The organism is Ilumatobacteraceae bacterium (assembly GCA_033344875.1).
Taxonomy (GTDB): domain Bacteria; phylum Actinomycetota; class Acidimicrobiia; order Acidimicrobiales; family Ilumatobacteraceae; genus Ilumatobacter.
The window spans coordinates 3325364-3351727 of the sequence record JAWPMO010000001.1 but is presented as its reverse complement, the minus strand read 5'-3'; the positions used below and the strand labels follow the sequence as shown (position 1 = coordinate 3351727).

At 69.5% G+C, this 26364-nt stretch carries 23 protein-coding genes; 6 read left to right on the top strand and 17 right to left on the bottom strand.

All coding sequences use genetic code 11. From position 1 onward, the window contains the following. Positions 1–70: 70 nt before the first annotated feature. Positions 71–1342 (bottom strand): IS256 family transposase, encoded by a 1272-nt coding sequence (locus R8G01_15795; GenBank protein MDW3215465.1) that lies wholly within the window; start codon positions 1340–1342, stop codon positions 71–73. A 141-nt stretch (positions 1343–1483) separates the two neighbouring features. On the opposite strand from R8G01_15795, the gene R8G01_15790 reads away from it, so the two are divergent. From R8G01_15790 to R8G01_15780, 3 genes are read left to right on the top strand one after another with little or no spacing between them, the layout of a single operon-like run. Beyond that, positions 1484–1966 (top strand): MarR family transcriptional regulator, encoded by a 483-nt coding sequence (locus R8G01_15790; protein MDW3215464.1) that lies wholly within the window; start codon positions 1484–1486, stop codon positions 1964–1966. Continuing rightward, complete coding sequence (locus R8G01_15785) at positions 1963–3600, top strand: MDR family MFS transporter (GenBank protein MDW3215463.1); 1638 nt, start codon at positions 1963–1965, stop codon at positions 3598–3600. The genes R8G01_15790 and R8G01_15785 overlap by 4 nt, the downstream gene beginning before the upstream one ends. Before the next feature lie 6 nt (positions 3601–3606). Then, positions 3607–4050: a universal stress protein gene (locus tag R8G01_15780; protein MDW3215462.1), complete on the top strand. Its 444-nt coding sequence runs from the start codon at positions 3607–3609 to the stop codon at positions 4048–4050. 544 nt (positions 4051–4594) lie between these two features. Here the strand turns inward: R8G01_15780 and R8G01_15775 are convergent. The 12 genes from R8G01_15775 to R8G01_15720 all read right to left on the bottom strand — a co-directional run bounded on the left by R8G01_15775 (position 4595) and on the right by R8G01_15720 (position 18770). After that, on the bottom strand, positions 4595–5830 hold the full coding sequence (locus R8G01_15775; GenBank protein ID MDW3215461.1) for a hypothetical protein: 1236 nt from the start codon (positions 5828–5830) through the stop codon (positions 4595–4597). 115 nt (positions 5831–5945) lie between these two features. Then, complete coding sequence (locus tag R8G01_15770) at positions 5946–7481, bottom strand: serine/threonine-protein kinase (GenBank protein ID MDW3215460.1); 1536 nt, start codon at positions 7479–7481, stop codon at positions 5946–5948. Beyond that, positions 7478–11815, bottom strand: a complete 4338-nt coding sequence (locus tag R8G01_15765) for an FtsK/SpoIIIE domain-containing protein (protein ID MDW3215459.1) — start codon at positions 11813–11815, stop codon at positions 7478–7480. The genes R8G01_15770 and R8G01_15765 overlap by 4 nt, the downstream gene beginning before the upstream one ends. Positions 11816–11821: 6 nt before the next feature. Continuing rightward, on the bottom strand, positions 11822–12583 hold the full coding sequence (locus R8G01_15760) for a hypothetical protein (GenBank protein MDW3215458.1): 762 nt from the start codon (positions 12581–12583) through the stop codon (positions 11822–11824). 59 nt (positions 12584–12642) lie between these two features. Next, complete coding sequence (locus tag R8G01_15755) at positions 12643–13497, bottom strand: FHA domain-containing protein (GenBank protein MDW3215457.1); 855 nt, start codon at positions 13495–13497, stop codon at positions 12643–12645. Continuing rightward, the gene (locus R8G01_15750) at positions 13494–14219 is read right to left on the bottom strand and encodes a protein phosphatase 2C domain-containing protein (protein MDW3215456.1); all 726 of its coding nucleotides are present in this window, start codon (positions 14217–14219) and stop codon (positions 13494–13496) included. Before R8G01_15750 ends, R8G01_15755 begins: the two co-directional genes overlap by 4 nt. A gap of 81 nt (positions 14220–14300) precedes the next feature. Then, entirely contained in the window at positions 14301–14999 is a 699-nt protein-coding gene (locus R8G01_15745) for a hypothetical protein (protein MDW3215455.1), read from the bottom strand. Between the two features lie 40 nt (positions 15000–15039). Then, positions 15040–15633 carry a hypothetical protein gene (locus R8G01_15740; GenBank protein MDW3215454.1) on the bottom strand — a complete coding sequence of 198 codons (594 nt, stop codon included), beginning with the start codon at positions 15631–15633 and terminating at the stop codon, positions 15040–15042. Positions 15634–15645: 12 nt separating this feature from the next. Beyond that, a complete protein-coding gene (locus R8G01_15735) occupies positions 15646–16716 on the bottom strand; it encodes a hypothetical protein (GenBank protein ID MDW3215453.1) in 1071 nt (356 codons plus the stop codon). A gap of 16 nt (positions 16717–16732) precedes the next feature. Next, positions 16733–17005 carry a hypothetical protein gene (locus R8G01_15730; protein ID MDW3215452.1) on the bottom strand — a complete coding sequence of 91 codons (273 nt, stop codon included), beginning with the start codon at positions 17003–17005 and terminating at the stop codon, positions 16733–16735. Positions 17006–17017: 12 nt separating this feature from the next. Continuing rightward, entirely contained in the window at positions 17018–17287 is a 270-nt protein-coding gene (locus R8G01_15725) for a WXG100 family type VII secretion target (GenBank protein ID MDW3215451.1), read from the bottom strand. A 97-nt stretch (positions 17288–17384) separates the two neighbouring features. After that, positions 17385–18770, bottom strand: a complete 1386-nt coding sequence (locus R8G01_15720) for an AMP-binding protein (GenBank protein MDW3215450.1) — start codon at positions 18768–18770, stop codon at positions 17385–17387. Between the two features lie 42 nt (positions 18771–18812). Between R8G01_15720 and R8G01_15715 the strand changes: the two genes are divergently transcribed. Further along, positions 18813–19022 carry a hypothetical protein gene (locus R8G01_15715; GenBank protein ID MDW3215449.1) on the top strand — a complete coding sequence of 70 codons (210 nt, stop codon included), beginning with the start codon at positions 18813–18815 and terminating at the stop codon, positions 19020–19022. 31 nt (positions 19023–19053) lie between these two features. Here R8G01_15715 and R8G01_15710 read toward each other — a convergent pair whose 3' ends face one another. Then, a complete protein-coding gene (locus tag R8G01_15710; protein ID MDW3215448.1) occupies positions 19054–19665 on the bottom strand; it encodes a hypothetical protein in 612 nt (203 codons plus the stop codon). A 103-nt stretch (positions 19666–19768) separates the two neighbouring features. Here R8G01_15710 and yihA point away from each other — a divergent pair, with 103 nt between their 5' ends. Beyond that, a complete protein-coding gene (gene yihA, locus R8G01_15705) occupies positions 19769–20353 on the top strand; it encodes a ribosome biogenesis GTP-binding protein YihA/YsxC (GenBank protein ID MDW3215447.1) in 585 nt (194 codons plus the stop codon). Between the two features lie 43 nt (positions 20354–20396). Then, positions 20397–22133, top strand: coding sequence for a class I adenylate-forming enzyme family protein (locus R8G01_15700; protein ID MDW3215446.1), 1737 nt, complete (start codon positions 20397–20399; stop codon positions 22131–22133). A gap of 7 nt (positions 22134–22140) precedes the next feature. Here the strand turns inward: R8G01_15700 and R8G01_15695 are convergent, their stop codons facing one another. The 3 genes from R8G01_15695 to R8G01_15685 are packed head-to-tail and all read right to left on the bottom strand — an operon-like array spanning position 22141 to position 26320. Further along, positions 22141–24270: a transglutaminase domain-containing protein gene (locus R8G01_15695; GenBank protein ID MDW3215445.1), complete on the bottom strand. Its 2130-nt coding sequence runs from the start codon at positions 24268–24270 to the stop codon at positions 22141–22143. Continuing rightward, positions 24261–25370 carry a DUF58 domain-containing protein gene (locus R8G01_15690; GenBank protein ID MDW3215444.1) on the bottom strand — a complete coding sequence of 370 codons (1110 nt, stop codon included), beginning with the start codon at positions 25368–25370 and terminating at the stop codon, positions 24261–24263. The genes R8G01_15695 and R8G01_15690 overlap by 10 nt, the downstream gene beginning before the upstream one ends. Then, the gene (locus R8G01_15685; protein ID MDW3215443.1) at positions 25370–26320 is read right to left on the bottom strand and encodes a MoxR family ATPase; all 951 of its coding nucleotides are present in this window, start codon (positions 26318–26320) and stop codon (positions 25370–25372) included. Before R8G01_15685 ends, R8G01_15690 begins: the two co-directional genes overlap by 1 nt. Positions 26321–26364: the final 44 nt, after the last annotated feature.

Genomic DNA, 26364 nt, shown 5'->3' with positions numbered 1-26364 from the left:
ACGCGACGGGTCTGTCAGGAAGTTGGTGTAACTGGTCTGGCTGGTCATTGTCATTGGTGATGTTAGGGCCTCAGAAGAGGCGGCCTTCGAAGGTGATGGCGAAGGCGTTGAGGGCGGGCTTCCAGCGGTTCATCCATCGTTCCTGGCCGGTGCCTTTCGGGTCGAGTGATCTGACGACGAGGTAGAGGCATTTCAGCGCTGCTTGCTCGTTGGGGAAGTGTCCCCTCGCTCTCGTCGCCCGGCGGAATCTGGCGTTCAAGGACTCGATGGCGTTGGTCGAGTAGATGACCCGGCGGATCTCGGGTGAGTAGTCCAAGAACGGCACGAACTCGGCCCAGGCGTTCGTCCACAGCGACCGGATCGCCGGGTAGCGGTTGCCCCAGATCGTGTGGAACTCATCGAGTCGGGCTGCCGCGTCGGCTTCGTTGACGGCGGTGTAGATCGGGCGGAGATCGCGGGCCATCTTGTCCCAGTCGGCCCGGCTCGCGAGGCGGAAGGTGTTGCGGATCAGGTGCAGCACGCAGGTTTGGATCACTGCCAGCGGCCACGTCGCTTCGATCGATTCCGGCAGGCCTTTGAGGCCGTCGCAGACGACGATGCAGGCGTCGTCGACGCCACGGTTCTTGATCTCGGTCAACACCTGCAACCAATACTTGGCGCCTTCGCCGCCTGAACCAATCCAGAGCCCGAGGATCTCGCGTTTGCCGTCCACGGTGACCCCAATGGCGGTGTAGACGGGTCGGTTCGCGACTTGGCCGTCGCGGATCTTCACCACGATCGCATCGATGAAGATCACCGGAAACACGCGGTCGAGCGGCCGGTTCAACCAGTCGCCGAGGTCGTCGAGGACCCGGTCGGTGATCTTCGAGATCGTCTCGCGGGAGATGTTCGTCGAGTACACCTCGGCCAGGTGGGCCTCGATCTCACCAGTCGTCAACCCCTTCGCCGTCAACGAGATCACCATCGAGTCGACACCGTCGAGCCGGCGTTGGTTCTTGCGGACCGTCTTGGGTTCGAAACTGCCGTCACGATCACGCGGCACGTCGATGTCGACTGGGCCGACCTCGGTGATCACCGTCTTGGCTCTCGAGCCGTTGCGTGAGTTGCCGTGGTTGCGGCCCTCGGCTGCGTGTTTCGGGTAGCCGAGATGGTCTTCCATCTCGACCTCCAACCCGGTCTCGAGGACCTGCTTGGTGAGATCCGACAACAGGCCGCCGGGGCCGACCAGGTCAACCCCGTCCGCTCGTGCTTGGTCGACGAGCTGCTCCGCGAGTGACCTGTCCGGCCGCTCCTCGTTCGTCTCGTTCGACGGTGTCGCCACCGTCACATCATGGTCTGTCATTGTCTGTCCTTCCGGCCGAACCATGTCGGTTCAGCGTTTCAGGCCAGACCAGTTACACCGCGGATCTGACAGTCCTCACGCGACTCGATGATGGATCAAACCCGGTTGTAGTTGGGTGCTGCAACCATCTATGTTGCTGATGTGGAGTTGACGAGGGTTCGGGTTCGCCGCAATTCGGATCCGGTCGTTGCGATCGAGGAAGCGGTGGTAACGCTTGTTCGTGAGTTCTCGTTGGCTTCGACGCAGGAACGGTTGATCGGTGCCGCGGGTGTGCCGGTGGAGCGGGCCGGGTTTGGAGTGTTGCGGTGTGTGTCGGAGCGCGGCGAGCTCCGGGTGAGTGAGTTGGCACAGATTCTTGGCGTGGATACGTCAACGATGAGCCGGCATGTGAAGACGTTGGAGGGTGGCGGGTTTGTGGTGCGGGCCGAGGATCCGTTGGATGGTCGCGCCCTGCGTGTTGGGTTGACGGCTGCCGGGGTAGAGGTGTTGCGGTTGTTGGGTGAGGCGCGGCACCGGTATTTCACGGAGTTGCTGGCCGGTTGGACCGAGGGTGAGCGGGAGGCCTTGGCTCCGTTGCTCGAGCGGTTGGCGAATGAGGTTTTGGAACGGGGAGGCCGTACGTGAGTGTTCCGGCGCCGACGGGCGGTTCGCAGCTGTCGCATCGTCAGATCCTGGTGGTGTTCAGCGGGTTGATGTTGGGGATGTTCCTCGCGGCGTTGGATCAGACGATCGTGGCGACGGCGTTGCCGACGATCGTGGGGGATCTGGGCGGCTTGAATCATCTGTCGTGGGTGGTGACGGCGTATTTGCTGACGTCGACCGCGTCGACGCCGTTGTACGGCAAGATCAGCGATCTGTACGGGCGCAAGATCATGTTTCAGTCCGCGATCGTGGTGTTCCTGGTCGGGTCGGCATTGTCGGGGTTGTCGCAGAACATGGGGCAGCTGATCGGGTTCCGGGCCATCCAGGGCCTCGGGGCGGGCGGTCTGATGGCGATGGCGTTGGCGATCATCGGCGACATCGTCTCGCCTCGTGAGCGCGGCCGGTACCAGGGGTACACGGGTGCCGTGTTCGCGATCGCGAGTGTCGGCGGCCCGCTGATCGGCGGGTTCTTCGTCGATCATCTGTCGTGGCGGTGGGTGTTCTACATCAACATCCCGATCGGGATCGCCGCGCTGGTCGTGACGAGTTCGGTGTTGCGCCTGCCGTTCACCCGCCGTCAGCATGCAATCGATTTCCTCGGCTCCGCGCTGCTCGTCGCCGCGGTCACGTGCCTGCTGTTGGTCACGGTGTGGGGTGGCAGCGAATACAAGTGGGGGTCGCCGACGATCATCACTCTGGCCATCGCAGCAGTGGTGCTCGCCTTCGTGTTCCTCGCCCATGAGCGTCGGGCGCCGGAACCGGTGTTGCCGTTGTACCTGTTCCGCAACACCGTGTTCTCGGTGTCGAGCGGCGCCGCGTTCATCGTCGGTCTGTCGATGTTCGGAGTGCTCATCTTCGTCCCGTTGTTCTTGCAGGTCGTCAACGGCGCCAGCCCGACTCGGTCGGGGCTGCTGCTCACGCCGTTGATGTTGGGACTGATCATCGGCACCGTCGGCTCTGGACGGGCGATCAGCCGGACCGGCCGCTACAAGGTGTATCCGGTCGCTGGCACGGCGATCATGACGTTCGGGCTGTTCCTGCTATCACGGTTCGACGCCGACACGTCGCGGGCGGTCCAGTCCCTGTACATGGCCGTGGTCGGGCTGGGGATTGGGCTGGTGATGCAGGTTCTCGTCCTGGCCACCCAGAACGCCGTCGAGGCGAAAGATCTCGGAGTGGCCACGTCGGCCAGTTCATTCTTCCGTTCGATGGGTGGAGCATTCGGTGTCGCGATCTTCGGGTCGATCTTCAACAACCGGCTCGACCACTACCTCGCCGACGCCGGCCCGCAACTCGACGGGGTAGACCCGGCAGTGATCCAGTCCGGCCCGGACGCGCTTCGAGCGCTCACCGCCGACACGCAGGCGGTCATTGTCGACGCATTCGCTCAAGCCTTGCATGTCACATTCCTTGCGGTGATCCCGGTCGCCGCGATCGGCTTCGTCGTCGTGTTGTTCCTCAAGGAGCTCCCGCTGCGCGAAAGCGCCCACATCGGCATGGAAGCCATCGGCGACGACCTCGGTATCGCTCCCGACCCAGTCCCTGATCGCGTTCCGGCAACGGAACTGCCGCACATCGGCACCAGCGGTGACGGCACCGACCACCGGAGAGGCTGATTCGCGATGCCCGATGGTGCGATCGTGGTCGGCGTCGACGGGACCGTTGGGTCGCACGCAGCGCTGTTCGCCGCCATCAACCTCGCTCTTGCCACCAACCGACCGGTTGTCGTCGTGCATGTCGAGCACAACCAGCCGATCGCCGCAGCCGGCACCGCGATGGGATTCGGCGCCGGCGCGATGATCGAAGCCGAGGACTCATTTGCCGAGGTCTGTCGCACCAACTGCGCCGACATCCTCGACGCCGCGGGTGTCCACTGGACATTCGAAATCCGACGTGGCAACCCAGCCGACGAACTCGCCGACGCAGCAGCAGAACATACCGCTACCTACCTCGTGGTCGGACGCCACGGCCACCACGGCCTCGCCCGGCTCCTCGCCGGTTCCGTCAGCCAACGACTCCTCCACCACGCCCGGCACCCGCTGCTGATCATCCCTCCCCCAACATAACCCCCCGCGAAACTGACCCGGATCGATGACGAAGTTCTCGTGGCCTGCACCGTGGACGAAGTAGTGCTGCTTCTCGAGGGCCGGAACCCGATCGCGGCATCGTTCCGAGGATATGCCGGTCAGGGCAACTGGTCCCATCACACTGACGCTCGAGTGGTCCCACCACGCTGGCGGGCGACAGCTGGCGGTTCGGTAGTTGGTCCGGTGACGAGACTGGCGAGGACGGCGGTCGAGTGCTGAAGCCGAGGGACGCAACGCGCGCTACTTGTCCGCTTTTTGTCCGCATCCGGAATTTTCCACAGCCTTCCGGGCAAGAGCGCATGAGACCGTAGTAGGCCGTCTACCTGGTGTTTCGTCTCCAACCGTCTCCGCGTGATTCCACCGGATTCCGCCGAAATCCCCTCGCTTCGACCTGAAAAGCGTGGGGTCACCGGATCGACGCCGGTCTCGACCACCGGAACGAAGGCTCCGCCCAGGCGGGGCCTTCTTTCGTGCTCGGGACAGGTGTCGCGGTCAGGCGTCGCGGTGAGGTGCGCCCCGGTCGTCACAGGTTCGGGTCGGGCACCTGGGCGCTCACCCTCGTGCCGCCCGCCGTGTACCTCGCACCGGCGCCGTCCAGCCAGTCCTCGACCCCGTTGTTCCCCGTGTCGGCGAGCCAGTCGATGTAGTTGTGCTCGTCGTGGCCGCTGCCCCGCCATCCTCCCCAGAAGTTCTGTTCGAGGTGACCGGGATGCTCGGCGTCGCCGTCGCGGTGCAGCAGGTCTTCGGTGCGGTAGACGAGATCGAAGCGGTTGTTCAGCACCAGCGTGTCGGTATCGGCGGGTACCTCGTCGAACCGCCAGTCGGTCTCGGCGCCCACGGCGACCACGTGCGTGACCTGCACGTGGTAGCCGAGCGGGTCGAGGCCGTGCGCGGCGTTGAATGCCGGGTCGGCCGCGAGATCCATCGCCGTGTACGCGCCGAAGCTGTGCCCGATGATCATGACCTCGGCGCCTGCCGGCACGCCGGCGGCCTCGAGTGCCGCGATCGTCACGACCGAGTACTCGTTGACCGTCGTGTCGTCGCGCACGGCCGCTTCGTACGCGTATCGCATCTTGCGCACGGTCGGTGCGTCGCTGTCGGCCCACGTGTCGATCGCGTCCCGGCCGGCATCCCCGACGCCGAACGGGTCGTCCCGCACCCGGTCGACGAACTGGTCGATCCCGGCGGAGAGGTCGGTGACCCCGGGCAGCACGACGACGTAGCGGCCGTTGTCGAGGGCGCGGATCTCGATCTCGTCGCGTCCGATCCGGCTCTCGTCGGCCAAACCCTCCATCGCGGCGAGCACCGCGCCCCGCCCGTCCGACGGTGCGTCGAACCCGCTCGGGCGCAAGCCGACGATCGCGCCCGGTTCGCCGACGGGCGGCACCGTGGGGACCGCCGGTCGGTCGTCGCCTCCGAACCAGTCGTCGAGCAGGTCGTCGATCCAGCCGCCGCCGAAGCCGACCGGTCCGGCCGTCGGCGTGGCGGTCGCGGCGCTCGCACGTCGTTGCTCGTCGGCGTGCCTGAGGAGCCGGGCCTCGATCTCGGCGAGAAACTCGCTCGTCTGCAGCAATGCTGGTGCGCCGACCGCCGTCCACTCGCGACGGTTGCGCTCGGCGTCGTCGCCCACCCACCCGGCGCCGACGTACAGCGACGTCAGATGCGCCCGGTGTTGTTCGAGCAGCACCGAGCATCGACCGAAGCGGCGGGCGGTGGTCGTGAGCACGTCGGCATCGGCGCCGACCAGATCGCCTCCCATCGTGCCTCCTCCTCCCCGGGCGACCGTTCGCCCCGTCGACGACGACGGTACGGAACCGGGCGACGTCAAGGAATGGGGACGACTCCCCGGCAGCGGGCGATGGGCGAGCGTCGAGTCAGCGGCCGGCGCCCTCGGCATCGCCGACGATCCGACGATCGGCGGCACCGACGAGACACTGGAACCGCCGGTCGCCGTCCTGCGTCCAGCTCGCGGCGGACGGCGCCGTGAAGGGTGCGTCGAGGTCGCTGTCGGCGGGCGACGCACCCACGAAGGTGAGGAATGCGGCTTCGCACGCGGCACCGACCTCCGCTCGCACCGCCGCCTGGTCGAACGCGGCGTCGGCTGCGGCGTCGAGCGTGCCGACGGCGATCCGCTGGAGATCGTGTGGCGCGTCGCAACCGACCGGGTCGAGCCTCTCGTCGCGCTGCACCAGGCACTCACCGACATCGCCGAACGGCCAGTCGAGGGCTCGGACGTCGGTGAGCCCGGCCGGACGTTCGACGAACGTCACGCCCACGCCGTCCCCGTTCGGCCACAGGACGACGAGCGCGACCGCCGCGACGACCAGGAGCGCGCCGATCACGAACGGACGGCGTCGCCGTGTCGGTGTCGGCGCCGGTCGCGCCGGCAGGCGGTCGGGTCGATACACCGTGTCGTCGTGCGCGCCCGGATCACGGTCGCGGTCGAACGGCTCCGGCGACGCCGAGGCGCGCGGCACGGTCGGCGCGTCGTCGGTGCCCGAGCCGCCGTCGTCCCGTCCGACGGATTCGTCGGGCGACGACGGGCGGCCGGTGCGCGGATCGGTGGGTGCGTCGTCGAGGTCGACGTCGAGATCGACCGACTCGAACGCGATCGCCCGGTTGCGTTCGTCGATCGACCAGCCGAGCCGTTCGAGTTCGTCGGCGACCTCCGACGCCGACGGCCGCGCTCCGGGTTGGGGCTGCAGACACGACGCGACGATCGCGTCGAGCGCCGCCAACTCCTCGTCGTCGGTCGCGGGCGGCATCCACGGCGCGAGCCGCTCCTTCAGCGTCGGCGGCGCCCCGCGGGCGAGATGCAGCATCGTCGCGCCGAGCGAGTACACGTCGGAAGGAGGACCCACGTCGATGTCGTCGTCGAGATCTTCCGGACTGGCGTACCGCATCGAGATCGCACTCGTACGCGACTGGAACTCCTCCGAACGGGCCATCGCCGCGATGCCGAAGTCACAGAGTTTGACCTGGCCGTAGGCATCGATCAGCAGGTTCTGCGGCTTGACGTCGCGATGCACGATGCCGCGTTCGTGAGCCGCGACCAGCGCGGTGGCGGTCTGGCGTCCGACCAGCACCGTCTCGCCGACGCTGAGCGGGCGGTCACGGCGGAGCATCAGGTCGGCGACCGAACCACCGGGCGCGTACTCCATCACCAGCACCGGCCCCTCCGGCAGGTCGAGCACCTCGAGCAGCTGGATCACGTTGGCGTGTCCGGCGAGCGACACGAGCGCCGTCAGCTCGCGGCGGGTGCGATGCCATGCGACCGACTCGTCGGACACGTCGCGGAGCACCTTGATCGCCACCGTGCCGCCGGTCGAGGTCCGGACGGCCCGGTACACGTCGCCGAGTCCGCCACGCCCGATCCGCTCGATGTCGGTGTAGCCGTCGATCGAGATCATTCGGGCACCGCCACCTGCACCTTGGTCACCTGGCCACCTTGCACCATCAGGCCGCGCCCGGCGGGGAACTCGGGACGGGTCGTCCTCGGGAACGGCGTCTTGAACAGCGTGTCGCCGTCCATCTGGTCCGGCTGCAACACGATGCCACATCGATACGACTTCACCGCCTGGAGCAACGGCCACGAACCGGTCAGGCTGCTGGTCTCACCCTCGGCGATGACGAAGATCCCCTGGTCGCGGCAGACGCGAAGCAGCTCCTGCAACGGCATGTCGGCCTCGGTGTCGAGCAGTTCGCCGACTGCCTCGATCACGACGACGATCGACCTGCCCGCCGCCTCTCCGAGCCGACCGGCGAGCTTGGACGCCAGCCGGTCGTTCTCGACGGGACCGTGCGCCGCCGCAGCCCAGGTCGTGACCGTCGTGAGCGGCGATCGACGCCGACCGAACAGCACGAAGTCGGTGTCGGACCGAACGGCCGCGAGACTCCGAATCATCGTCGCCGCCGCGGTGCTCGTCCCGCTCTGCGGTGCACCGGCGACGAGGAACACACCCTCCGGCACGAACCCGATCGCGCCGAGCGTGTCATCGCCGATGCCGATCGTCGGGCGGCGAGCGTCGGTGGGCAGTTCGGACAGCACGACTCGCGCGGGAAGCGACCCGACGGGCGGTGCCGGTGTGACGCCGTTGCGTTCCATCACCACCGCACAACGCTGCATCGCCACACCCTGTTCGGCAAGGTCGCCGGAGCCGCCGACCACGGCGACCTGCACCTCGCGACCGTCGAGGAACCCGCGGCCGGCGGGGGTACCCGGCCCGTAGGCGTCGACCGGCACGTCGACCATCGCGTAGTCCATCTCGCCGGCGAGGCGCAGGACGAGTTCTCGCTGGACCGCCGACGCGAGGTTCGACGGCACCGACGACGGACGGTCGGCCGACATCACGACGTGGATCCCCAAGGCACGGCCCTCGGCGACGATCCGCAGGAACAGCTCCCACCACCGCGTCAGCAGACCGCCCTCGTATTCGGTCCGGAACGCGCCGACCCCGTCGACGAGGACCAGCACACGGGGCTCGGTGGCGTGGCCGCTGCGACGCCGGAACTCGGTGATCGTCGTCGCCTCCGCCCGCGCGTAGCGATCGCTGCGTTCGTCCATCATCGACTCCAGCCGACGGAGGAGTCGCTGGACTCGCTCACCGTCGTCGCCCGGGATCACGCTGCCCACGTGTGGCAGCCGACTCAGCGGTTGGAGCCCCCGCGAACCGAAGTCGAGTCCGTGGACCCATGTCGGACCCCCGCGTGCTGCACCGAACCCGGCGGCGACGCCGATCGCACGCAGCGCTCCGGACTTGCCGGTGCCGCCCGTACCGAAGATCGCCATGTTGCCGTCGACGTCCGGGTGGAACGCCACCACCGGCTGCTGTTGCGACCCGGGGTCGTCGGCGACGCCGAACACGAGCGCAGTGTCGGTGCGATCGGTCGGCAGCGCTTCGAGACAGTACCGATCGGCGAGCTCGGGCAGCCACGGGCGCCGTGGACGGCCGATCCCGAGGTGCGAGGTCGCCACGCCGATGGTGTGGACGATGCGCTCGATGTCGGTCGGACCCTCGCCTCCTACGGCGCTGTCCTCGCGCGGAGCAGCGGCGACGGGTCGCGGTGTGCCGACGCCGAACCGCAGCGATGCGACCTCGATCGGCGTGGGGGCGGTCCGCCCGGCGTGGCGGCCGCCCGAGTACGCGGCCTGGAACCCGGTCACGCGGCCCGGACCGGCCTTGACGATCGCCCGTCCGGGCACATCCGGGTCGAACAGGGCCGCCCGGGTGGTCCCGATCACGTCGTCGGAGTCGCCCTCGTCGGCCATTCGCAGCGCGATGCGCAGGTTGGTGTTGGCTCGCAGGTTGTCCTTGATGACGCCGGCCGGTCGCTGCGTCGCGAGCACGAGATGCAACCCGAGCGAACGCCCGCGTTGGGCGATGTTGACCACGCCGTCGACGAACTCGGGCACCTCGGAGACGAGTGCGGCGAACTCGTCGACGACGATCACGAGGCTCGGTGGGCAGTCGGGGTCGTTGCGACGCTCGAGTTCGAGGAGGTCCTTGGCTCGTTTGTCGTGCAGCAGCTGTTCTCGATGCCGCAGTTCGGCGTCGAGCGACGCGAGCGCGCGGCGCACCAAGTGAGGGCTGAGGTCGGTGACCAGACCGACGCAGTGCGGCAGTTCGACACAGTCGGCGAACGCCGCCCCGCCCTTGTAGTCGACCAGCAGGAACGTGACACGCGACGGGCTGTTGTCGGTCGCCATCCCGAGGATCCAGCTCTGGAGGAACTCGCTCTTGCCCGATCCGGTCGTGCCACCGACGAGCGCGTGTGGCCCCTGCGTGCGCAGGTCGAGGTGGAGCGGCCCGTCGACCGTTCGGCCGACCAGTGCTCGCAACCCGCGATCGCGCCCACCAGGCGGGGGCGCACCGGACACCGACTCGTTCTCACGCCACCGATCGGCCACCGCGTCGGGCGCCGACGCGATCTCGTGTCCGGCGAGATCGACGAAGGCGACCGATCGCGGCAGGTCGGACGACGTGTCGATCGGCGCCCCGCTGTCGATCATCGGCGAGAGGGTCCTGGCGAGGCGTGTGGTGGCCGCATCACCGGCCGGCTCGACCGCGAGGTCCGTCACCGACACGCCACCCTGGACGAACCCGGCCCGGCCGCGACCCGTGTTGGCGTCGATGTCGACGAACGTCCGGCACGCCGCCGGCAGACGTTCGACATCGGCCGCGAACCAGACGACATGTACGCCGGCCGCCGGCCCACGCTCGGCGATCTGGACCAGACGCGATCGTGCGATCGGGGCGTCGTCGTGGGCGACGACGAGCACGAGCGGCAGCGGCGGAGACGCGTCGTCGGCCGGGCAGGCCGCGAGCCGGTCGTCGAGGAGCGACTCGACCCACGTGGCGAGCGTCGCCGCCTCGGCGGCGTCGCCGGCCAGCCGCGAACCGGACGTGTGTGGCAGCCACTTCAGCCAGTCCCAGCCGTCGCCCGGAGCGAACGCGGCGAGCTCGAACTCGGCGGGGGAATGCAGGGCGACGCACTGTGCGAGCAGGCCGCGGAGCACCGGCTCTGCGGCGATGCCCGGTCCGCCGACACCGACGTTGCCGCACGCTCGCAGGTCGGCGACGACCGGCACGCCGGCGACGTCGACGAAGCGTGCGACGGTGTCGGTCAGCTCCCGCCACAGGCCCGGCAGCGTCTTGTTGGACGCGGGAAGCTCGACCGCATTGCGCGATGGCTGGGTCCCCAGTCCGAGACGGATCCGGCCGAAGGAGTCGTGCTCGGGGCGGCGTGTCCAGACCAGCGGCCCCCGGTCCTCGACCGCCTCGATCAGTTCGACGACGCTCGGGTGCTCGTGCCGTCGGCCGCTCCGTTCGAGTCGCTGTGCGTACTCGAGCTGATCCGCGAGGTCGGCGAGTGAGCTGCGGAAGCGAGCCGTCTCGGTCGCGATCTGCTTGCGGTTGGCCGAGCGGGTCTCGAACCAGCTGCCGACGATCAGCACGGGGCTGAGTGCGAAGAACAGGATCGACAGGATGTTCTGCGTGAACAGGTAGAGGGCGACGGCGAGCCCGACCGGGGCGATCACCATCGCCACCGGGAACCGCTGAGGCGCCGGTGGTTGCGGCGGTTCGGGAGCGAGCAGCGTGATGCCCTCGTACCGCGGATCGAGCCGTGGCGACCGGTTGAACGGCACGTCGTTGGCATGGACCGACGTGTGCCCACCGCGCCGGGCCCGGTGCGCCACCGAGATCGTCGTACCACCCAACGTCAACCGGTCGCCGGTGTGCAGCACCGCCCGATCGACCGGGCGGCCGTTCAACAGGACACCGTTGGCCGATGCATCGTCGATGATCTCGACGACGTCGCCGACGACGACGTGCGCGTGCCGTTTGCTCATCAGCCGATCGGTGAAACGCAGGTCTCGGTCGTCGCCCCGGCCGACCGACGTCCGACCGACGGGCAACGGGAACGTCGCCGGGGCGTCCGGGCCGTCGTGCACGGTCAAAGTCGCAGCGGGGCCGGTGGGCGCGCTCGCGAGCCGGGCGGTGCTGGGACCGATCGAACTGCCCGACCGGATGCCCGAGCCGTCGATCGTCGCGTCGGGTGCCACCACGCGACGACCCGGACGGTCGACGTCGACGACGAGACCGAGCTCGGTCGCCGACATGCCGGACGGGACCGCCTCGGGGAAGAGGGCGACCGCCAACGCTCCGACGGTCGTGTGCGGGGCCACATCGACGACGACGTCGTCGGCGCGCCCGTCGGACAGCAGACGGAGCTTCAGCTGCACGTCGGGTCAGTCCCCGGCGATGCCGTCGTCACCCTCATCGACGTCATCGACACCGTCGAGACCGAGGGATGCCGCCGAGATCAGCGCGAGGTCGTCGCGGGTCACCAGGCGGACGGCGAGCGAGTACTCGACCAGCCGGGCACGGCGATTCGACGCCAACCGGCCGGGCTCCCCGTGGAGTCCCCGCACACCCTGCGCCGCCAGCTTCTGGCAGACGTTGTCGAGCTTGCGGTTGAACTTCGTCGTGGTCCAGCCGAGTCGCTGTGCCGCTTCGCCCGACGACGGCATCGCCGTGCCACCCCGCGCCTGCCCGAGCAGGGCCGGTTCGGCCAGCGCCAGGATCAGCCGCAGCTGGTCGGGGGTCATCACCGTGCGTCCGACCGTCGTGTCGCCGGTGTCGTTCTCGTCGATCTGGCTCGCGACGAATGCCGGCTCGGACAGCACAATCGAGAACTCGTACGAGGTGGGACCGGCGGTGAACCGGACCAGTGTCCGGTCGAACACGAGCGGAAGCACCGCACCAGGCGACACGAATGCCTCGAGCCGCCCTTCGGGGTCGGAGACGGTGGCGGTCAGCTGCGAGCCGACGTTGGCGAGGAGCCACACTCCCTGCGCTGTGGACAGGCCCAGGAACTGGCGGTGCAGGAACCGGTTGTCGTCGTCGATCACGAAGTCGGCGTCGCGCCCGATCGTGAACGGTTCGTGGCCGACCACGGCGACCTCGCCGCAGAAGTGGATTTCCGGTCGCCGGTCGCCCGTCGTGCTCATCGATGTCTCCTCGTCTCCCCGCCGGAGGCCCCGCGTCCGGTGTCGTTCGAGCAACTGTGTCATGCGGCCTCCTCCACGGCGAACGACACGTCGCCACCCAGGTCGACGACCGCGCCGACGGCGAGTTCGAACGGGTGACCCGGCCGGAGGTCGACGGCGGTCCGACCGGGCGATGTCACCGTCGTGCCGTTGGCCGACCCGAGGTCTTCGATGGTCGCCGTCCAACGGTCGAGACGCACCGCAGCATGGCGGCGTGACACGCCCGCCTGCGGGAGCTTCACCAGACGGGGTCGCGCCGTGTGCGCCGACGCGTCGAGCGGACCCGGGTTGCGACCGATCACGATCGTGCGGTCGACGACGACCCGTTGGCCGGTGGAGAACACCAGCACCGCGAGTGCGGTGTGTCGCTCGCGTTCGTCGACCGACGGTCGAACTGCGGCCGACTCGACCGACCGTGCGACCGTGTGGCCGAACAGCAGCTCGAACGGATCGGTCGGTGCGATCGCGGCGGCGGCCAGCCGGCGCGACACCCGCGAGGCCGGCACGACGCCACCGTCGGTTCGATAGATCGCGCCGTCGCCCTGATCACGGGTGGCGGTGAGCGTGACGAAGCGGGCGTCGTCGACCGTGTCGAGCGTCCAGCTGGCGTTGCCGTCGAAGCGCCGGTCGCCGTCGGGCGTCTCGACGACGATCGAGGCGTCACCGCCGACCGCCAGCCGCAACCGGTCGGCGTCGTGCATCACCAGCGCGGTGACGTGACGCTCACGGGCGACGTCGGCCAGGTCCTCCCACTCGGTCGCCGTGGAGCACCGCTGCATCAACTCGTCGTCGATGCCCGGGGCGCGGCTCAGCGCGAGCACGCAGCTGGTGACGTAGGCCGTCGCCGGGCCCGGAGCGAAGCGAGTGTCGGTCACGACCGCTCGCCTCGGTCGTCGACGACGAGTGCCGTGACGCTGTCGACCGAGCCGGCTCGTGTCGACAGGGCGACGAGCCGATCGGCGGCGGCTCGCGGATCGTCGATCCCCGACAGGACCCGGCCGATGGAGCGCGGGGAGACGGTGCTCGCCAGCCCGTCGGTACACAGCAGGAGGCGTCCGACGGCATGGGGGACGAACGCGACCTCTGGCTGCGCCGCTCCGTCGACGCCGAGGGCGCGCGTGACGAGGTGCCGGAGGCGGTGATGGCGGGCCTCGTCCGGCGTCAACCGGCCGAGATCGACGAGTTCCTGCACGTACGAGTGGTCGTGGGTCAGCAGGGTGAGCGCGCCGCCGGTCAACCTGTAGCAGCGCGCGTCGCCCACGTGCGCGACCGCCATGCCACCCGCAAGGGGCACGGCTGCGACGAGCGTGGCGCCCATGGCGACGTCACCGTTGCGCCGAGCGGCCGAGCGAACGGCGTCGTCCACTCGCCCGATCGATGCCGCCACGTCGTCGAGCGAACGCGGCGCGGCCTCCGATGCGAGCGCGTCGGCGACGACCCGTCCGGCGACGTCACCGTCGTCGTGGCCGCCCACCCCGTCGGCGATCGCGAACCAGGTCGGCCCGCACACGACGACGTCCGCGTCGCGGTCTCGCCCGACGGCGCTGCAGGCACCTGCGTGCACCGTGGTGGCGGCCGTGACGGCGATCGATTCCATGGGCCCATCGTCGCGAGCGGCGGCCCGGAGCGACATGGGGAGAACTCCCCACCCGCTGGATGCGTCAGCAGGTGATGCCGTTCAGGCGCAGTTGACGGTGTGGTCGGGGCCGACGTCGTCGCTCAGCCGGCGGGCGTACGCACCGTCGGGGCCCTCGGCGCGGGCGGCGCACGCATCGGTGTCGAACGCGAAGGGCCCGAGGAAGATCACGTAGATCGGCTGGCCGTCCGACGACTGGGTCAGGGACGGACACGTCTGGTCGGTCCGGAGATAGCTCGAGCCGGGATATCGGTCGAGCACCGCCGCCACGCCGTCTGCCGTCGCCTGACTACCGATCGGCGAGGCGAGCACGGTGATGAAGCTGTCGTCGCACGATGGGCGCAACATGGCGCGTCCCGGGATGCCGAGATCGCCGGGCACCGCGTCGTCGCCGGCACCGGGGGCGGCGGTGACGGGCGGTGCGGTGGTCGGGGTGGTCGGGGGTGCCGTCGTCGGTGCGGTGCTCGGCGCCACGCTCGTGTTCGGCAGCGGGGTGGGTGACGTGGTGGGCGCTGTCGTGGAGGAGGTGGGCCCGCCATCGGAGGTGGCCGGCTGGTCGCTCGTGACGACACCCGACGTGGCCGGATCGTCGACGGGCGCAGCATCGTCGCCGTCGCCGTCGCCGTCGGAGGATGCGATCACCCAGATCACGACACCGACCAGGAACACGAACACCACACCGATCACGGCCGGCATGTTCACGTTCCATCGTTCACCGCTCGGCGGTGGAGTCGGTTGCATCCGTCCAGTCTGGCAGCACCGCGCGGTGGGGTGGCCGCGGTCAGTCGTCGAGCAGGAGGTCGCGCACCGACCGCGGCGAGGCGCCCGCGAGCTCGGCCAGCCGGCTGTCGACGCGGTCGACGTCGACGGGTTCGAGACGGACCGGACGATCGAACGCCGTCACATCGCCCACGAGCAAGCCGTCGAAATCGGCGAACATCACGTGTTCCGGGTCGTCGTGGATCGATGTCGCGGACACCACGACGACCCAGACGACGCCGTCGGGGACCGAGACCGGGGCGAACCCGGTCAGCGCCGGTAGCTCGATCGGCGCGTCGGCCGCGTGGTCGGGAACCGCACCGACGAGCGACTCGAGGATCCGGCGCAGCAGCGCTGGGGCCTCGGCGCGATCGCACACCGAACCGAGAAGTGGCCGCCCCGGATCGGGCGCCGCAGCGTGGGTGACGAACCCGACCGCGCCGAGCCAGCCGTCGATCCGGCGCATCCTCGTCGGCGTGATCGCCAACACGCTGACCGTCCGATCGGCGGATCGACAGACACCCCGTGCGATCTCGGCAGCGGCGAGCAGGGGCTCGGCGCCGAGCAGTTCGTGACGGGTGGCCGTGAACGTGGCCGCCGGGTGGGTGGTGTCCATACGGTGTCCTGCCTAGTCGAAGGGGTTGAGTGATCCGACGACGCCGCCGACCGCGTCGGCTCCGGCGCCGATCACCGTGCCGCCGGCATCCACGACGGCGCCCGCCACATCACCGGCGAGGTCGACCGCGTCGCCGGCGACGTCGATGACGGCGCCCGCCGCATCGAGGACCAGCCCGAACGCCTCCTTGAACGCCCGATACGCGTCGACGGCCCCGTCGGCGGCGATGTCGACGACGTCGGTCGCGCCGTCGACCGCGTCGACGATCTCGCCGATCACGGCGTCGGCGATCGCCCCGGCCGCCTGTCCGGCGAAGGGCGCGAGCGCGGCACCCAGCCCGGGGAGCAGTGCCGTCGTGGCCGCCTGGGCGAGGAAGTTCGCGGCGTACTCGACGCCCTGATCGATGCCGAACAGCGTCGCCGCGTCGGCGAGGGCGTGCACGATCCGTTCGTCGAACGGCAGGGTCGGGTGTTCGACGAAGTCGCTGACGAGATCGACGACCACGTCGCCGACCTCGAGCACCTTGTCGAGTCCGGCGAGCAACGCCACGAAGTCGTCGTCGGTCAGGATGTCGAGCAACCGGTCGACGCCGGCACCTTCGAGGAGGTGAGCGTGCTCCGCCAGTGCTTCGACGGCATCGCGGCCGGCACCGAACGTCGTGAGCAAGTCGCCGATCCGATCGAGGGTCGGATTGCCGGGCGCGTCGCCGATCGACGACGACGAGCCACCGGACCCTGCCGGGTCCGGTACCGGTGGGCCGATCGTCGGCCCAGGGCCACCTCGTCCGCCGGCCTGACCGCCGCCACGGCTGGCCTGGCGTTGCTCGGCGGCGTTGCGGTCGAGTTGGCGCGCGGCGTCGCGTACGTACTCCGCCGTCGCTGCGATCCGAGGGCGGTGACCGCCGTGCCAGTTCGACCCGAACCGGGCGGCGACACCACCGACCCACGCCACCGATCTCAAGGTCGTCGTGACCGACCCGGCATGGCTGTCGAGCTCATCGGCAACCGAGCGCAGTGTTCCGGCGATGCGTTCCAGTTCATCGGCGTCGGCGCCGATCATGGTGGCGGGCATGGTGGCGGGCATGGGGTTCCTCGTGCGGTCAGGCGCGACGACGCGACGCCTGCTCCTGGCGGTCGGCGTGATACGTCGCCTGGCTCGACGCCTGCGACAACTCGGTGGCGATCGCCATCAGGGCCGGGCCGTGCACCCATCGCCACTCGTCGACGAACCGGTCGTGGTCGACGCCGGTCCACGGCAGGCTGTCGACGATCGCGGCCAACCTCCGGCGGCTCTCGTCGATCTCCTGCCGCTTGCGTCGCAGCGACCACGCGAGACCGCGCAGGGCGGCGATGTCGGCACCGAACATCGGCATGACGGATCAGCCTCAGCGGCTCGAGGCCTGCTCTTGCTCGTTGGCGTTGCGTTGCGCCGTCTGTGACGCCTGCTCGAGCCCCTGGACCACGGTGTTGAGCGCCTGGCGGTAGCGGCCGTTCCACTCGCCGTGGAACTGCTGCCGGTCGGGTCCGTTCCAGGGAGTGGAGTCGAGCTGCGACGTCAGCTGCTGGCTGATGGTCTGGATCTCATCGGCCCGGCTCTTGAGCTGCTTCGAGAGGGTGCGAACGGCGGGGATGTCCATCCCCGTGAAGTTGGCCATGATCGTTCCTTTGTGGGTCGGGTCGACCCCGATCGGTCGACACGGATCACGGTAAGGAAGCGGGCGGACCCAGGGAATGGGGAGGAGTCCCCGTCGGTCAGACCTCGTCGGTCAGCAGCGATGTTGCGAGCTCGCGCAGCTTGCCGCGCTGGATCTTCGTGCCGTTGGCGCCGGGGATGGCCGGGAATGCGTCGATCCCGATCACGCGGATCGGCACCTTGAACCTCGCCATTCGGTCGCGGCATCGCGCGATCACCTCGGCCTCGTCGAACGTGCCGATCACGAACGCGACGGGTCGCGCGCCTCCAGGCCGGTCGACCGCGACGACCTGCGCCGCGGCGACGCCGGCGACCTCGGTGATCACGGCCTCGACCTCGGTCGGATCGACCAGGAACCCACCGAGTCGCATCGCGTCGCCACGGCGGGTCAGGTACTCGAAGGTCCGCTCGTCGTCGGCGCGCGCCAGGTCGCCGGTACGGAACCACCCGTCGTCGAAATGGGCGGCGGTCAGTTCGCCGTCGACTTCCGCCCCACCCTCGGCGAGGTAGCCCACCATCAGACTCGGTCCCCTGACCTGCAGTTCGTCATCGACCAACCGGTAGGCGGCCGCCGGCGACACGAGCGTGCCGCCCGGACGCGCTCGATCGAAGGAGTCGGCAGCGAGGTCGCGCACGCTGAACAGCGCCTGCACCTCGCTCATGCCGTAGAGGCCCGTGAGGCGCGCGCCGACCGATTCCGCATCGGCGACGACCCGGTCGAGGCTGCTGTTGAACCGCGCGTAGCCACCGAGGTCGATCGTGCCCATCGGCGTGCCGTGGGCGATCAGGCGGTGGAACATGTCGTCGCTGCCGTTGATCGCGGTGACACGATGGCGACCGATCAGGTCGGCCGTCCGCCGGAGTTCGAAGTCGGACAGCACGATCGTCGCGTCAGCCGCCACCGCCGCGGTGAGCGAGGTGAGGCCGAACGTCCCGCACAGCGGCATCGCCACCATCACGACGTCGGCCACCGTGTACCCGAAACCCGTCGCTGCGTCGCCGGCGTGCACGGCGATCGACCGTTGCGCGTGGATCACCATCTTCGGGCGGCTCGTCGTGCCCGAGGTGGTGAACACGACGAACGGGTCGTCGGCGTGACCCGTGCTCGGATCGGGTCGAGCGGCCGGCCGGTCCTCGGGCCACGCGACGTCGATGGCGCCCGACCGCTCGACCAGCGAGTCGACCTCGTCGTCGGAGTAGCGGGTGTTGACCGAGACGGCGACGAACCCGCCGACCGCGCAGGCGAGCAGGCGCCGAACGTACTCGGGACCGTTCGGCAGGTGGAGCGCCAGCCGATCGCCGCGCCGCACGCCCGCCTCGCTCAGACGAGCGGCGATCTGCCGGCCGTCGGCGAGGAGGTCGCGGGCGGTCCGGTGCGTCCCGTCCTCGAAGTGCAGGGTCGACCTCGACCGACCGAACAGCTCGACGATGGTCGCGGCCCCCATCCGGCCAGTGTCGCACGCCGGATTCTGCGCCATGATGACGGGATGTTCCTCGGCGACGACCTCCTCGCCTTCCTGGCGCTCGCGCTCGGCGGCGCACTGTTCGCCGGCAACCTGGCCGCGATCATCCGGCCGCCGGCCGTCCAGCGCGAAGAGGGCAACCTCGAACGAGCGCCCGTCGGACGCAGTCTGCTGTACGCCGGGCTCGGGTTCGTCGTGGCCGTCTGGGCGCTCGCGACCCTGATCGCCGGTTGACCGGGCGGGGCGCCGGAGCGCGAGCGCGCCGTCAGCCGTCGGTCGGCGTGACGTTCATCGTGACCGAGGTCTCGCCGTCGCCACCGGTGCCGATCACCACCATCACGTCGTGCGTATCGCCGCGGTAGGTCAGCAGCGCACCATCAGGTGTCGTCGTGACCTGCATCTCGTCATAGCCGGCCGACTCGAGCCCGGCCTGCGTGTCGGCGATCACGTCGTCCAACGACATCGACGACGACCCGGCGATCGAGAAGGCCTGGCCGTCCTCGGAGTTGGCCGCCTGCGCGTAGATGATCGCCATGTCGGAGGGCACCGGGATGTCGGACGGGAAGCCGTCGGGCAGATCGCCGCCCTGGGTGAACACCGCCGTGCCACCGTCGCTCTCGACGACGGTCTCACCGTTCTCGGAATCGATCGTGAACGACTCGTCACCGTTCTCACCGCCGCCCTGGATCGAGACGTTGCCGTCGTCGTCGGTCTTGATCGAGAATTCGCCGTCCTCGGTCTTCACCGAGAAGTTGCCGCCGTCGAGATCGATGTCGACGTCGCCACCACCTTCGGCCTCGATCCGGTTCTCGGCGATCCGTTCGGCGATCTGCTCGCCGCCACACGACGTCGCCACCAGGGCGAGTCCGATCAACATGTATCCGTGACGTTGCTGCACGTCGGTACCTCCTGTCCGCTCCCCCGATCGTGGCAGATCCGATCCCACGACGCCGGGGATTTGTCGCCCGTACACTGCCGGGATGTCCGGACGACCGCTGCAGATCAAGTTCGTGTCGTCGGCCAAGCACACCGGCCAGTTGCCCGAGAGCGACGCCGAGGTCGCCTTCGTCGGTCGATCCAACGTCGGCAAGTCGTCGCTGATCAACGCCCTGGCCAACCAGAAGCAGCTCGCCCGGGTGTCCAACACGCCGGGCCGCACGCAACTCATCAACCTGTTCGAGCACCGCGACGGCGGCACCGTCGTCGACCTGCCGGGCTACGGGTATGCCAAGGTGCCCGGCCACGTGCGGCGCGAATGGCCCGAGATGATCGAGGGGTACCTGCTCGGACGCGACGGGCTCGAGATGGTGTTCGTGCTCGTCGACGGTGCGATCGGTCCCACCCCGCTCGACCAGCAGATGCTCGCCTGGCTGCGCGAGAACGAGGTGCCGCACACGATCGTGGCGACCAAGATGGACAAGGTCAAGTCGTCCAAGCGACCCACCCGCAAACGCGAGCTGGCGCAGGGCTGCATGCTCGAGACCGGCGACATCGTCTGGGTCAGTGCGGCCAAGGGCGTCAACATCGACCAGCTCCGCGGCCTCGTCGTCGGCCACCTCGCCTGAACGGCGACCCCCCGGTCGCCCGACCGACGAGGGGTCGGGCATCATGGGGCGGGTGATCGAGCACTTCAACGAGGCCTGGGACGAACTGACCGCTGCGGGCGCTGCCTTCGCCATGACCGACCTGGAGGTACGGGGCAACCCGATGCGGGTGTACGACAATGCCCCGCCCTCGATGCGGTCGCTCTGGGAGTTGGCGACATTCCACGGTGACAAGACCTACATCGTCTACGAAGACGAGCGGCTCACCTACGCCGAGGTCGACGCGCGGGTTCGTGCACTCGCCGGAGTGCTCCGTGACGAGCACGGTGTCGGGTCCGGTGACCGGGTCGCGATCGCCATGCGGAACTACCCAGAATGGGTCATCGGGTACTGGGCGACGGTGTCGATCGGTGCTGCGGTCGTCGGCATGAACGCCTGGTGGACCAGTACCGAAATGGAGTTCGGCCTCCGCGACTCACGCCCGAAGGTGCTGATCGCCGACGACGAACGACTCGAGGGGGTGCTGCCGGTCCTCGACGGTCTCCGGGCCGAACTGCCCCTCCACGTCGTCGCAGTGCGGAGCGAACGCGAACTGCCCGACGACGCGGCCCGCTGGGACGACGTCGTCGATCCGACCGACGCGCCCGCCGCCCTGCCACCTGCCGAGATCGACCCCGACGACGACGCCACGATCTTCTACACGTCCGGCACCACCGGCTTCCCGAAAGGTGCACAGCTCACCCATCGCGGGTCGGTGCACAACGTGATGAACCTTGCGTTCATGGCGACGGTGTCGGCGATGGCCGAGGCCAAGGCGGCGGCCGCCGCCGGAACGCCGGTCACCCCGCCCGACCCGGCCGCGACCCCGCCCGTGTTCATGGCGCCGACGCCGCTGTTTCACGTCACCGCGAACAACTGCCTGCTCCAACCCTGCACCCTCGCGGGCGGCGCGATCGTCTTCATGTACAAGTGGGACGCCGCTCGGGCGCTCGAACTGATCGAGCGCGAGCGGGTCACGAACTTCTCCGGCGTACCGACGATGAGCCGCGAGATGCTGATGCATCCCGACTGGGCGATCCGCGACACCTCCTCGGTCAAGGGCATGGGCGGCGGCGGGGCGCCGATCCAGCCCGATCTGGTCGCCAAGATCGACCGGTCGCTCGCCGGTGGCGCACCGTCGACCGGGTACGGCCTGACCGAGACACACGGGATCGTCACGGCGAACCAGGCCACGCTGTACACGGCCAAACCGGCGTCGTGCGGGCGAGTGGTCCCGACGCTCGACGCGAAACTGGAGAACGCCGACGGCGAGGTCGTCGAGGGTCCCGATGCGCTCGGCGAGCTCTGCGTCCGCGGTTCGATCGTGATCAAGGGGTATCTCAACCGGCCCGATGCGACCGCCGACGCGATCGTCGACGGGTGGTTCCGGACGGGCGACATCGCCCGCATCGACGAGGACGGGTTCGTGTTCATCGTCGACCGGGTCAAGGACATGGTGCTGCGTGGCGGCGAGAACGTGTACTGCGCCGAGGTCGAGGCGGCGATCTACGAGCATCCGGACGTCGCCGAGGCGGCGGTGTTCGGCGTGCCCGACGATCGGCTGGGCGAAGCCGTCGGCGCCGCGGTCGTGCTCCGTTCGGGGGGCTCGATGACCGACGACGAGCTCACCGAGTTCCTGGCCGAGCGCCTCGCGAAGTTCAAGGTCCCCACCTCGATCTGGTTCCGCTCCCAGGAGCTCCCGCGCAACGCCAACGGCAAGTTCGTGAAGCGCACGCTGCGCGATGAACTCGTCGGTGGCTGAGACGGCGTCAGTCGGGTGACACCGGCGACCGGGTCGAGCGTCGCAACGACCGCAGGCTGAGGCGCCAACGAACGCGCTGCCAGCGGGTTCGTTCGTCCCGGACCGCCTGATCGACCGCGGCCGAGGTGAGCACGGCGTCGTCCGCGAGCGCGTCTGCACCGTGGGCGGCACCGAACGTGACCTGGGTCGACATCGCCGCGAGGCGTCGCAGTTCGTGCGGGACGCTCGGCGCCAACGACGCCGCCGACGACGCGATGGTGTCGTCGGTCCAGCTCGGACCGATCGTCATCCCGGCGTCGACGAGCGCGTCGGTCGCGTTGGCCCAGACACCCCTGATGCGGGCGACCGGATCGGGCGCACGACGGCGACGGCGACGGCGCCGCCACTTGATGCCGACGATCAGGCCGACGGCGAGCAGGATCGGGAGCAGCCCGATCGCGGAGACCACCGCACCACGCTGCAGCCATCGGCGGACACCGTCCCATCGATCGGTCGCGGTCACGACCTCGGGGACCTCTTCGTCGGTCGGCTCGACGTCCTCGTTGGGTGGCGCGATCGGCGGCTGAGCGGCCGCCGGGGTCTGGGCCTCCGGGGGCGGCTCGGGGTCGCCGTCGTCGGGCGACACCACTTGCGGAACCGGATCGAAGGGCACCCATCCCACGTTCTCGAACCGCACCTCCGGCCAGACCGATGCCATGCTCGACTCGAGCACGAGCGACGGTCCGATCGATTCGGGCGGCACGATGAATCCGGTCGCCACCCGCGCATCGACCCCGAGCGACCTGGCCAACAGCACGAACGCGGTCACGAACTGCTCACGGGTCCCGCGGGTCGTCTCGCCCAGGAACCGGTCGATCAACGCGAGCTGCTGCCCGCCTCCAGGGGCCGACGGGTCGAGCTGCCACTCGTCGCGCATCGTCGCTTCGATTTGGCGCAACTGTTCGATGACGGTGGTGTCCTCGTCGACCAGGGCCCGCGCCCGGTCGCCGAAACCCTCGGCAATGTCGTCGACCGGGCGCCTGCCGACCGTGCCGTCGAGCGCCGAACGCGACGTCGGCGCGACCTCCGACGACATCATCACGACGTCGTCGACCTGGGGCGCCTCGAGGGGGCGGACGACGACGCGACCGAGGTCGGTCTCGACGTCGACCGACGCCGACAGCGGCGCACCCGGGTACGGCAACAGGGCGATGTCGTCGGACTCGTAGGTCAACTCGTAGTCGACGGCCGGCGGACGTTCGACGCTCGGTGGGGTCGGGAGTCCCAACCGTCCGCCGATCGGGCGCAGCGTGACGCGCGGGACCCAGCGCTGGCCGTCGTACGTGTCGAGCGCTGCGATCCGCCACCGGGCCGGGAACGACTGACCGACCACACGAGACCGATCGACGATCGAGAACAGGGGGAACGGCGGGTCGGCACGGCGGAGCGCGACCATCGCCTCGATCGGGTCGAGCACCGCGGCGTTGGTCTCGGCATCGGCGGTGCGACGGGGATCGGCCCGGTCGGCCCACGCGACCGCCGACGCCGTGCCGAGTGTGACGGCCGCGATCGCGACGACCGACATGGCGATCGTGCGGTCGGCAGCGAGGACCCCGGAGGCTCCGGCGACGCCCCGATCGTGACGGGTGAGCGCGAACACGACGGCGCAGACACCACCCAGCGCGAAGACCCAGATCGGTGGGCGCACCGGCGCACCGATCGACAGCGCTGCCACCCACCCGATCGCGATCACCCCGAGCGGTGCGAGGTGCCAACGCGCACGGCCTGCCAGGTCGAGCGCGATCGCCACGGTCACACCCACGAGCAATGCCACCGCGCCGACGACCGACGGGACCGCCGGGCTCGGCCACTCGGTCGTGAGCAGCTGCCGCGGCCCCTCGACCAGCGCGTTCCACGCTGCGCTCGGTGCGCCATCGGCGGCGAGGGTGGCGGCGAACACGCCCCCGACGACCGCCACGGTGCCGACGGCCAGTCGCAGCACCAGACGGCGGTTGACGACGAGCACGGCGCCGACCGCCGCGATCCCCACCGGCAGCAGCAGCGGCCACTGGGTCGAGTCGAAGGCGTTGCTCGCCACGAGCGCGAGCAGCACCCCGAGCGCCGTGGTGAGCACTAGGCGGAGTCGGGTCACATCCACGGGCGCCACCGTTGGACGAAGGTCACCGCGTCATCGGCCGCCATCGTGATGCCGATGCCGGCCTCGGCCCCGGCGCCGATCCGGACCACCGACAGACGATCGGCGTTGCGGAGCGTCGTCGACGGCCCCGACGGCCCGGTGATGAACACGATCGTCGAGTGGTCGAGTCCACCCTGGAAGATCTCCGCCAACGCGAGCGACGCCGAGTCGTCGCACTGTCGGACCGGCGTCAGCAGATCGAGCACCTGCGTGTCGCGATCGATCGGCCGAGCGGCGCCGGGGAACTCCCGGGACGTGGTGCGGAGCCGTACCGTCACGCCGCTCCCGAGTGCGTGCACCGAGACCGATGCGGCGACATCGGCCATCTCTTCGAAGTCGTCGGCCGTCGCCGCGGTGTCGACCGCGTCGAGGACCACCGTGAACTCGGGCCGACGGAGTTCGACGTGCTCGCGCAGCATCAGGGTGCCCATACGCGCCGAGGTCGGCCAGTGGATGAGCCGGGGGTCGTCGCCGTCGACGTACTCGCGCAGCGACACGAACCCGCTCAACGGGTCGGAGGCGGCCGTACGGACGATCGCCTCGTCCTCGACCGTGTGCATGGCCCCGTAGGGACCGGCGAGCGGGTAGATCCGTGGGTGCACGATGATCTGACCGGTCGCGTCGCTCTGGCGGCGGCCGACGGCGAGGCGGAACGGGTCGGTGCGCTCGATCGCCCACGGGCCGATCGGGAACAGCCCACGTCGGCGGGTCGGGATCAGACCGACCGCCTCCGTCCGGTCGAGCGGCCCGATCTCACCGATGGGAACCCGCGCGACCTGCTCATCGCACTCGTCGACGATCGTCATCGGTGCCAGACGGCGCCGACCCGGGTTGGTGACGCGATAGATGGCCCTGACCGGATCGCCGCGGGCGACTCTCGGTGACGTGACAATTCGAACGACGTCGGCGCGCTGCGTCGCACGCGCGCTCCAGAGCGCGATCACCAGCGCTACCGCGAGCGCGGCCCCGACGACGACGAGCTCCTCGTAGCGCCACCACGTCCCGCAGACGATCAGCACGATCGTGGCGACGGCCGCTCCGAGACCCGACCGAGTGAGCATCAGCCCTCTCGGCTGCGGGGTACCGGAACCTCGTCCAGCAGGTTCGCCAGGATGCTCGCCGTGTCGGACCCTCGAAGCTCGGCTTCGGGGGTCAGGGCGATCCGGTGCGAGCACACCGACGGTGCCACGTCCTGGACGTCGTCGGGCGTCACGTAGTCGCGCTCGGCGGTCGCCGCCCACGCCCGCGATGCCCGCAACAGGGCGATCGTGCCACGGGTCGACACACCCAGCCGCAGGTCGGGGTGGCCGCGCGTGGATTCGGCGATCCGGACGATGTAGTCGTGCACCCCAGGTGCGACCTCGAGCTCGTCGACCTGGCCGATCACCGACTCCAGCGTCTCGGCGTCGGTGACGGCGCTGACCGAGACGTCGCGCGAGCTGCGCCGGTAGTCCTCGAGGACGCGGACCTCGGTGTTGTGGTCGGTGTAGCCCAGGCTGATCCGCATCGTGAAGCGGTCGAGCTGCACGTCGGGCAGCGGAAAGGTGCCCTGGAAGTCGCGCGGGTTCTGCGTCGCGACCACGAAGAACGGTCTGGGCACCGCGCGCGCGACCCCGTCGGTGGTGACCTGCCGCTCCTCCATCACCTCGAGCAGGGCCGACTGCGTCTTGGGGCTGCCACGGTTGATCTCGTCACCGATCAGCACGTTGGCGAAGACCGGCCCCTCGCGGAAGTTGAACACGCTGGTCGACTGGTCGTACACCATGACGCCGGTGATGTCGCTGGGCAGCAGGTCAGGGGTGAACTGGACCCGCTTCCAGGTGCCGCCGATCGAGCCCGCGATCGCCTTGGCCAACGAGGTCTTGCCGGTTCCCGGCACATCGTCGAGGAGCAGGTGTCCCTCGGTCAGGAGGCAGGCGACCGCCATGCGGATCTCGTGGTGCTTGCCGCGCACCACCGCATCGACGTTGTTGACCAAGGCCTGCACGACCGCTGTGATCTCACCCGACATGCGGCCGAGTGTAGGACCCGACCGACCGTTGCGCCTGCCACACC

Bases quoted from the DNA above. Each gene is read 5' to 3' on its own strand.
- R8G01_15725 (MDW3215451.1), bottom strand. From the start codon at position 17,287: ATGGCCAACTTCACGGGGATGGACATCCCCGCCGTTCGCACCCTCTCG.
- R8G01_15685 (MDW3215443.1), bottom strand. From the start codon at position 26,320: ATGTCGGGTGAGATCACAGCGGTCGTGCAGGCCTTGGTCAACAACGTC.
- R8G01_15730 (MDW3215452.1), bottom strand. From the start codon at position 17,005: ATGCCGATGTTCGGTGCCGACATCGCCGCCCTGCGCGGTCTCGCGTGG.
- R8G01_15715 (MDW3215449.1), top strand. From the start codon at position 18,813: ATGTTCCTCGGCGACGACCTCCTCGCCTTCCTGGCGCTCGCGCTCGGC.
- R8G01_15775 (MDW3215461.1), bottom strand. From the start codon at position 5,830: ATGGGAGGCGATCTGGTCGGCGCCGATGCCGACGTGCTCACGACCACC.
- R8G01_15740 (MDW3215454.1), bottom strand. From the start codon at position 15,633: ATGGACACCACCCACCCGGCGGCCACGTTCACGGCCACCCGTCACGAA.
- R8G01_15780 (MDW3215462.1), top strand. From the start codon at position 3,607: ATGCCCGATGGTGCGATCGTGGTCGGCGTCGACGGGACCGTTGGGTCG.
- R8G01_15710 (MDW3215448.1), bottom strand. From the start codon at position 19,665: ATGTTGATCGGACTCGCCCTGGTGGCGACGTCGTGTGGCGGCGAGCAG.
- R8G01_15690 (MDW3215444.1), bottom strand. From the start codon at position 25,370: ATGCTCACTCGGTCGGGTCTCGGAGCGGCCGTCGCCACGATCGTGCTG.
- yihA (MDW3215447.1), top strand. From the start codon at position 19,769: ATGTCCGGACGACCGCTGCAGATCAAGTTCGTGTCGTCGGCCAAGCAC.
- R8G01_15750 (MDW3215456.1), bottom strand. From the start codon at position 14,219: ATGGAATCGATCGCCGTCACGGCCGCCACCACGGTGCACGCAGGTGCC.
- R8G01_15770 (MDW3215460.1), bottom strand. From the start codon at position 7,481: ATGATCTCGATCGACGGCTACACCGACATCGAGCGGATCGGGCGTGGC.
- R8G01_15745 (MDW3215455.1), bottom strand. From the start codon at position 14,999: ATGCAACCGACTCCACCGCCGAGCGGTGAACGATGGAACGTGAACATG.
- R8G01_15720 (MDW3215450.1), bottom strand. From the start codon at position 18,770: ATGGGGGCCGCGACCATCGTCGAGCTGTTCGGTCGGTCGAGGTCGACC.
- R8G01_15735 (MDW3215453.1), bottom strand. From the start codon at position 16,716: ATGCCCGCCACCATGCCCGCCACCATGATCGGCGCCGACGCCGATGAA.
- R8G01_15700 (MDW3215446.1), top strand. From the start codon at position 20,397: ATGGGGCGGGTGATCGAGCACTTCAACGAGGCCTGGGACGAACTGACC.
- R8G01_15795 (MDW3215465.1), bottom strand. From the start codon at position 1,342: ATGACAGACCATGATGTGACGGTGGCGACACCGTCGAACGAGACGAAC.
- R8G01_15760 (MDW3215458.1), bottom strand. From the start codon at position 12,583: ATGAGCACGACGGGCGACCGGCGACCGGAAATCCACTTCTGCGGCGAG.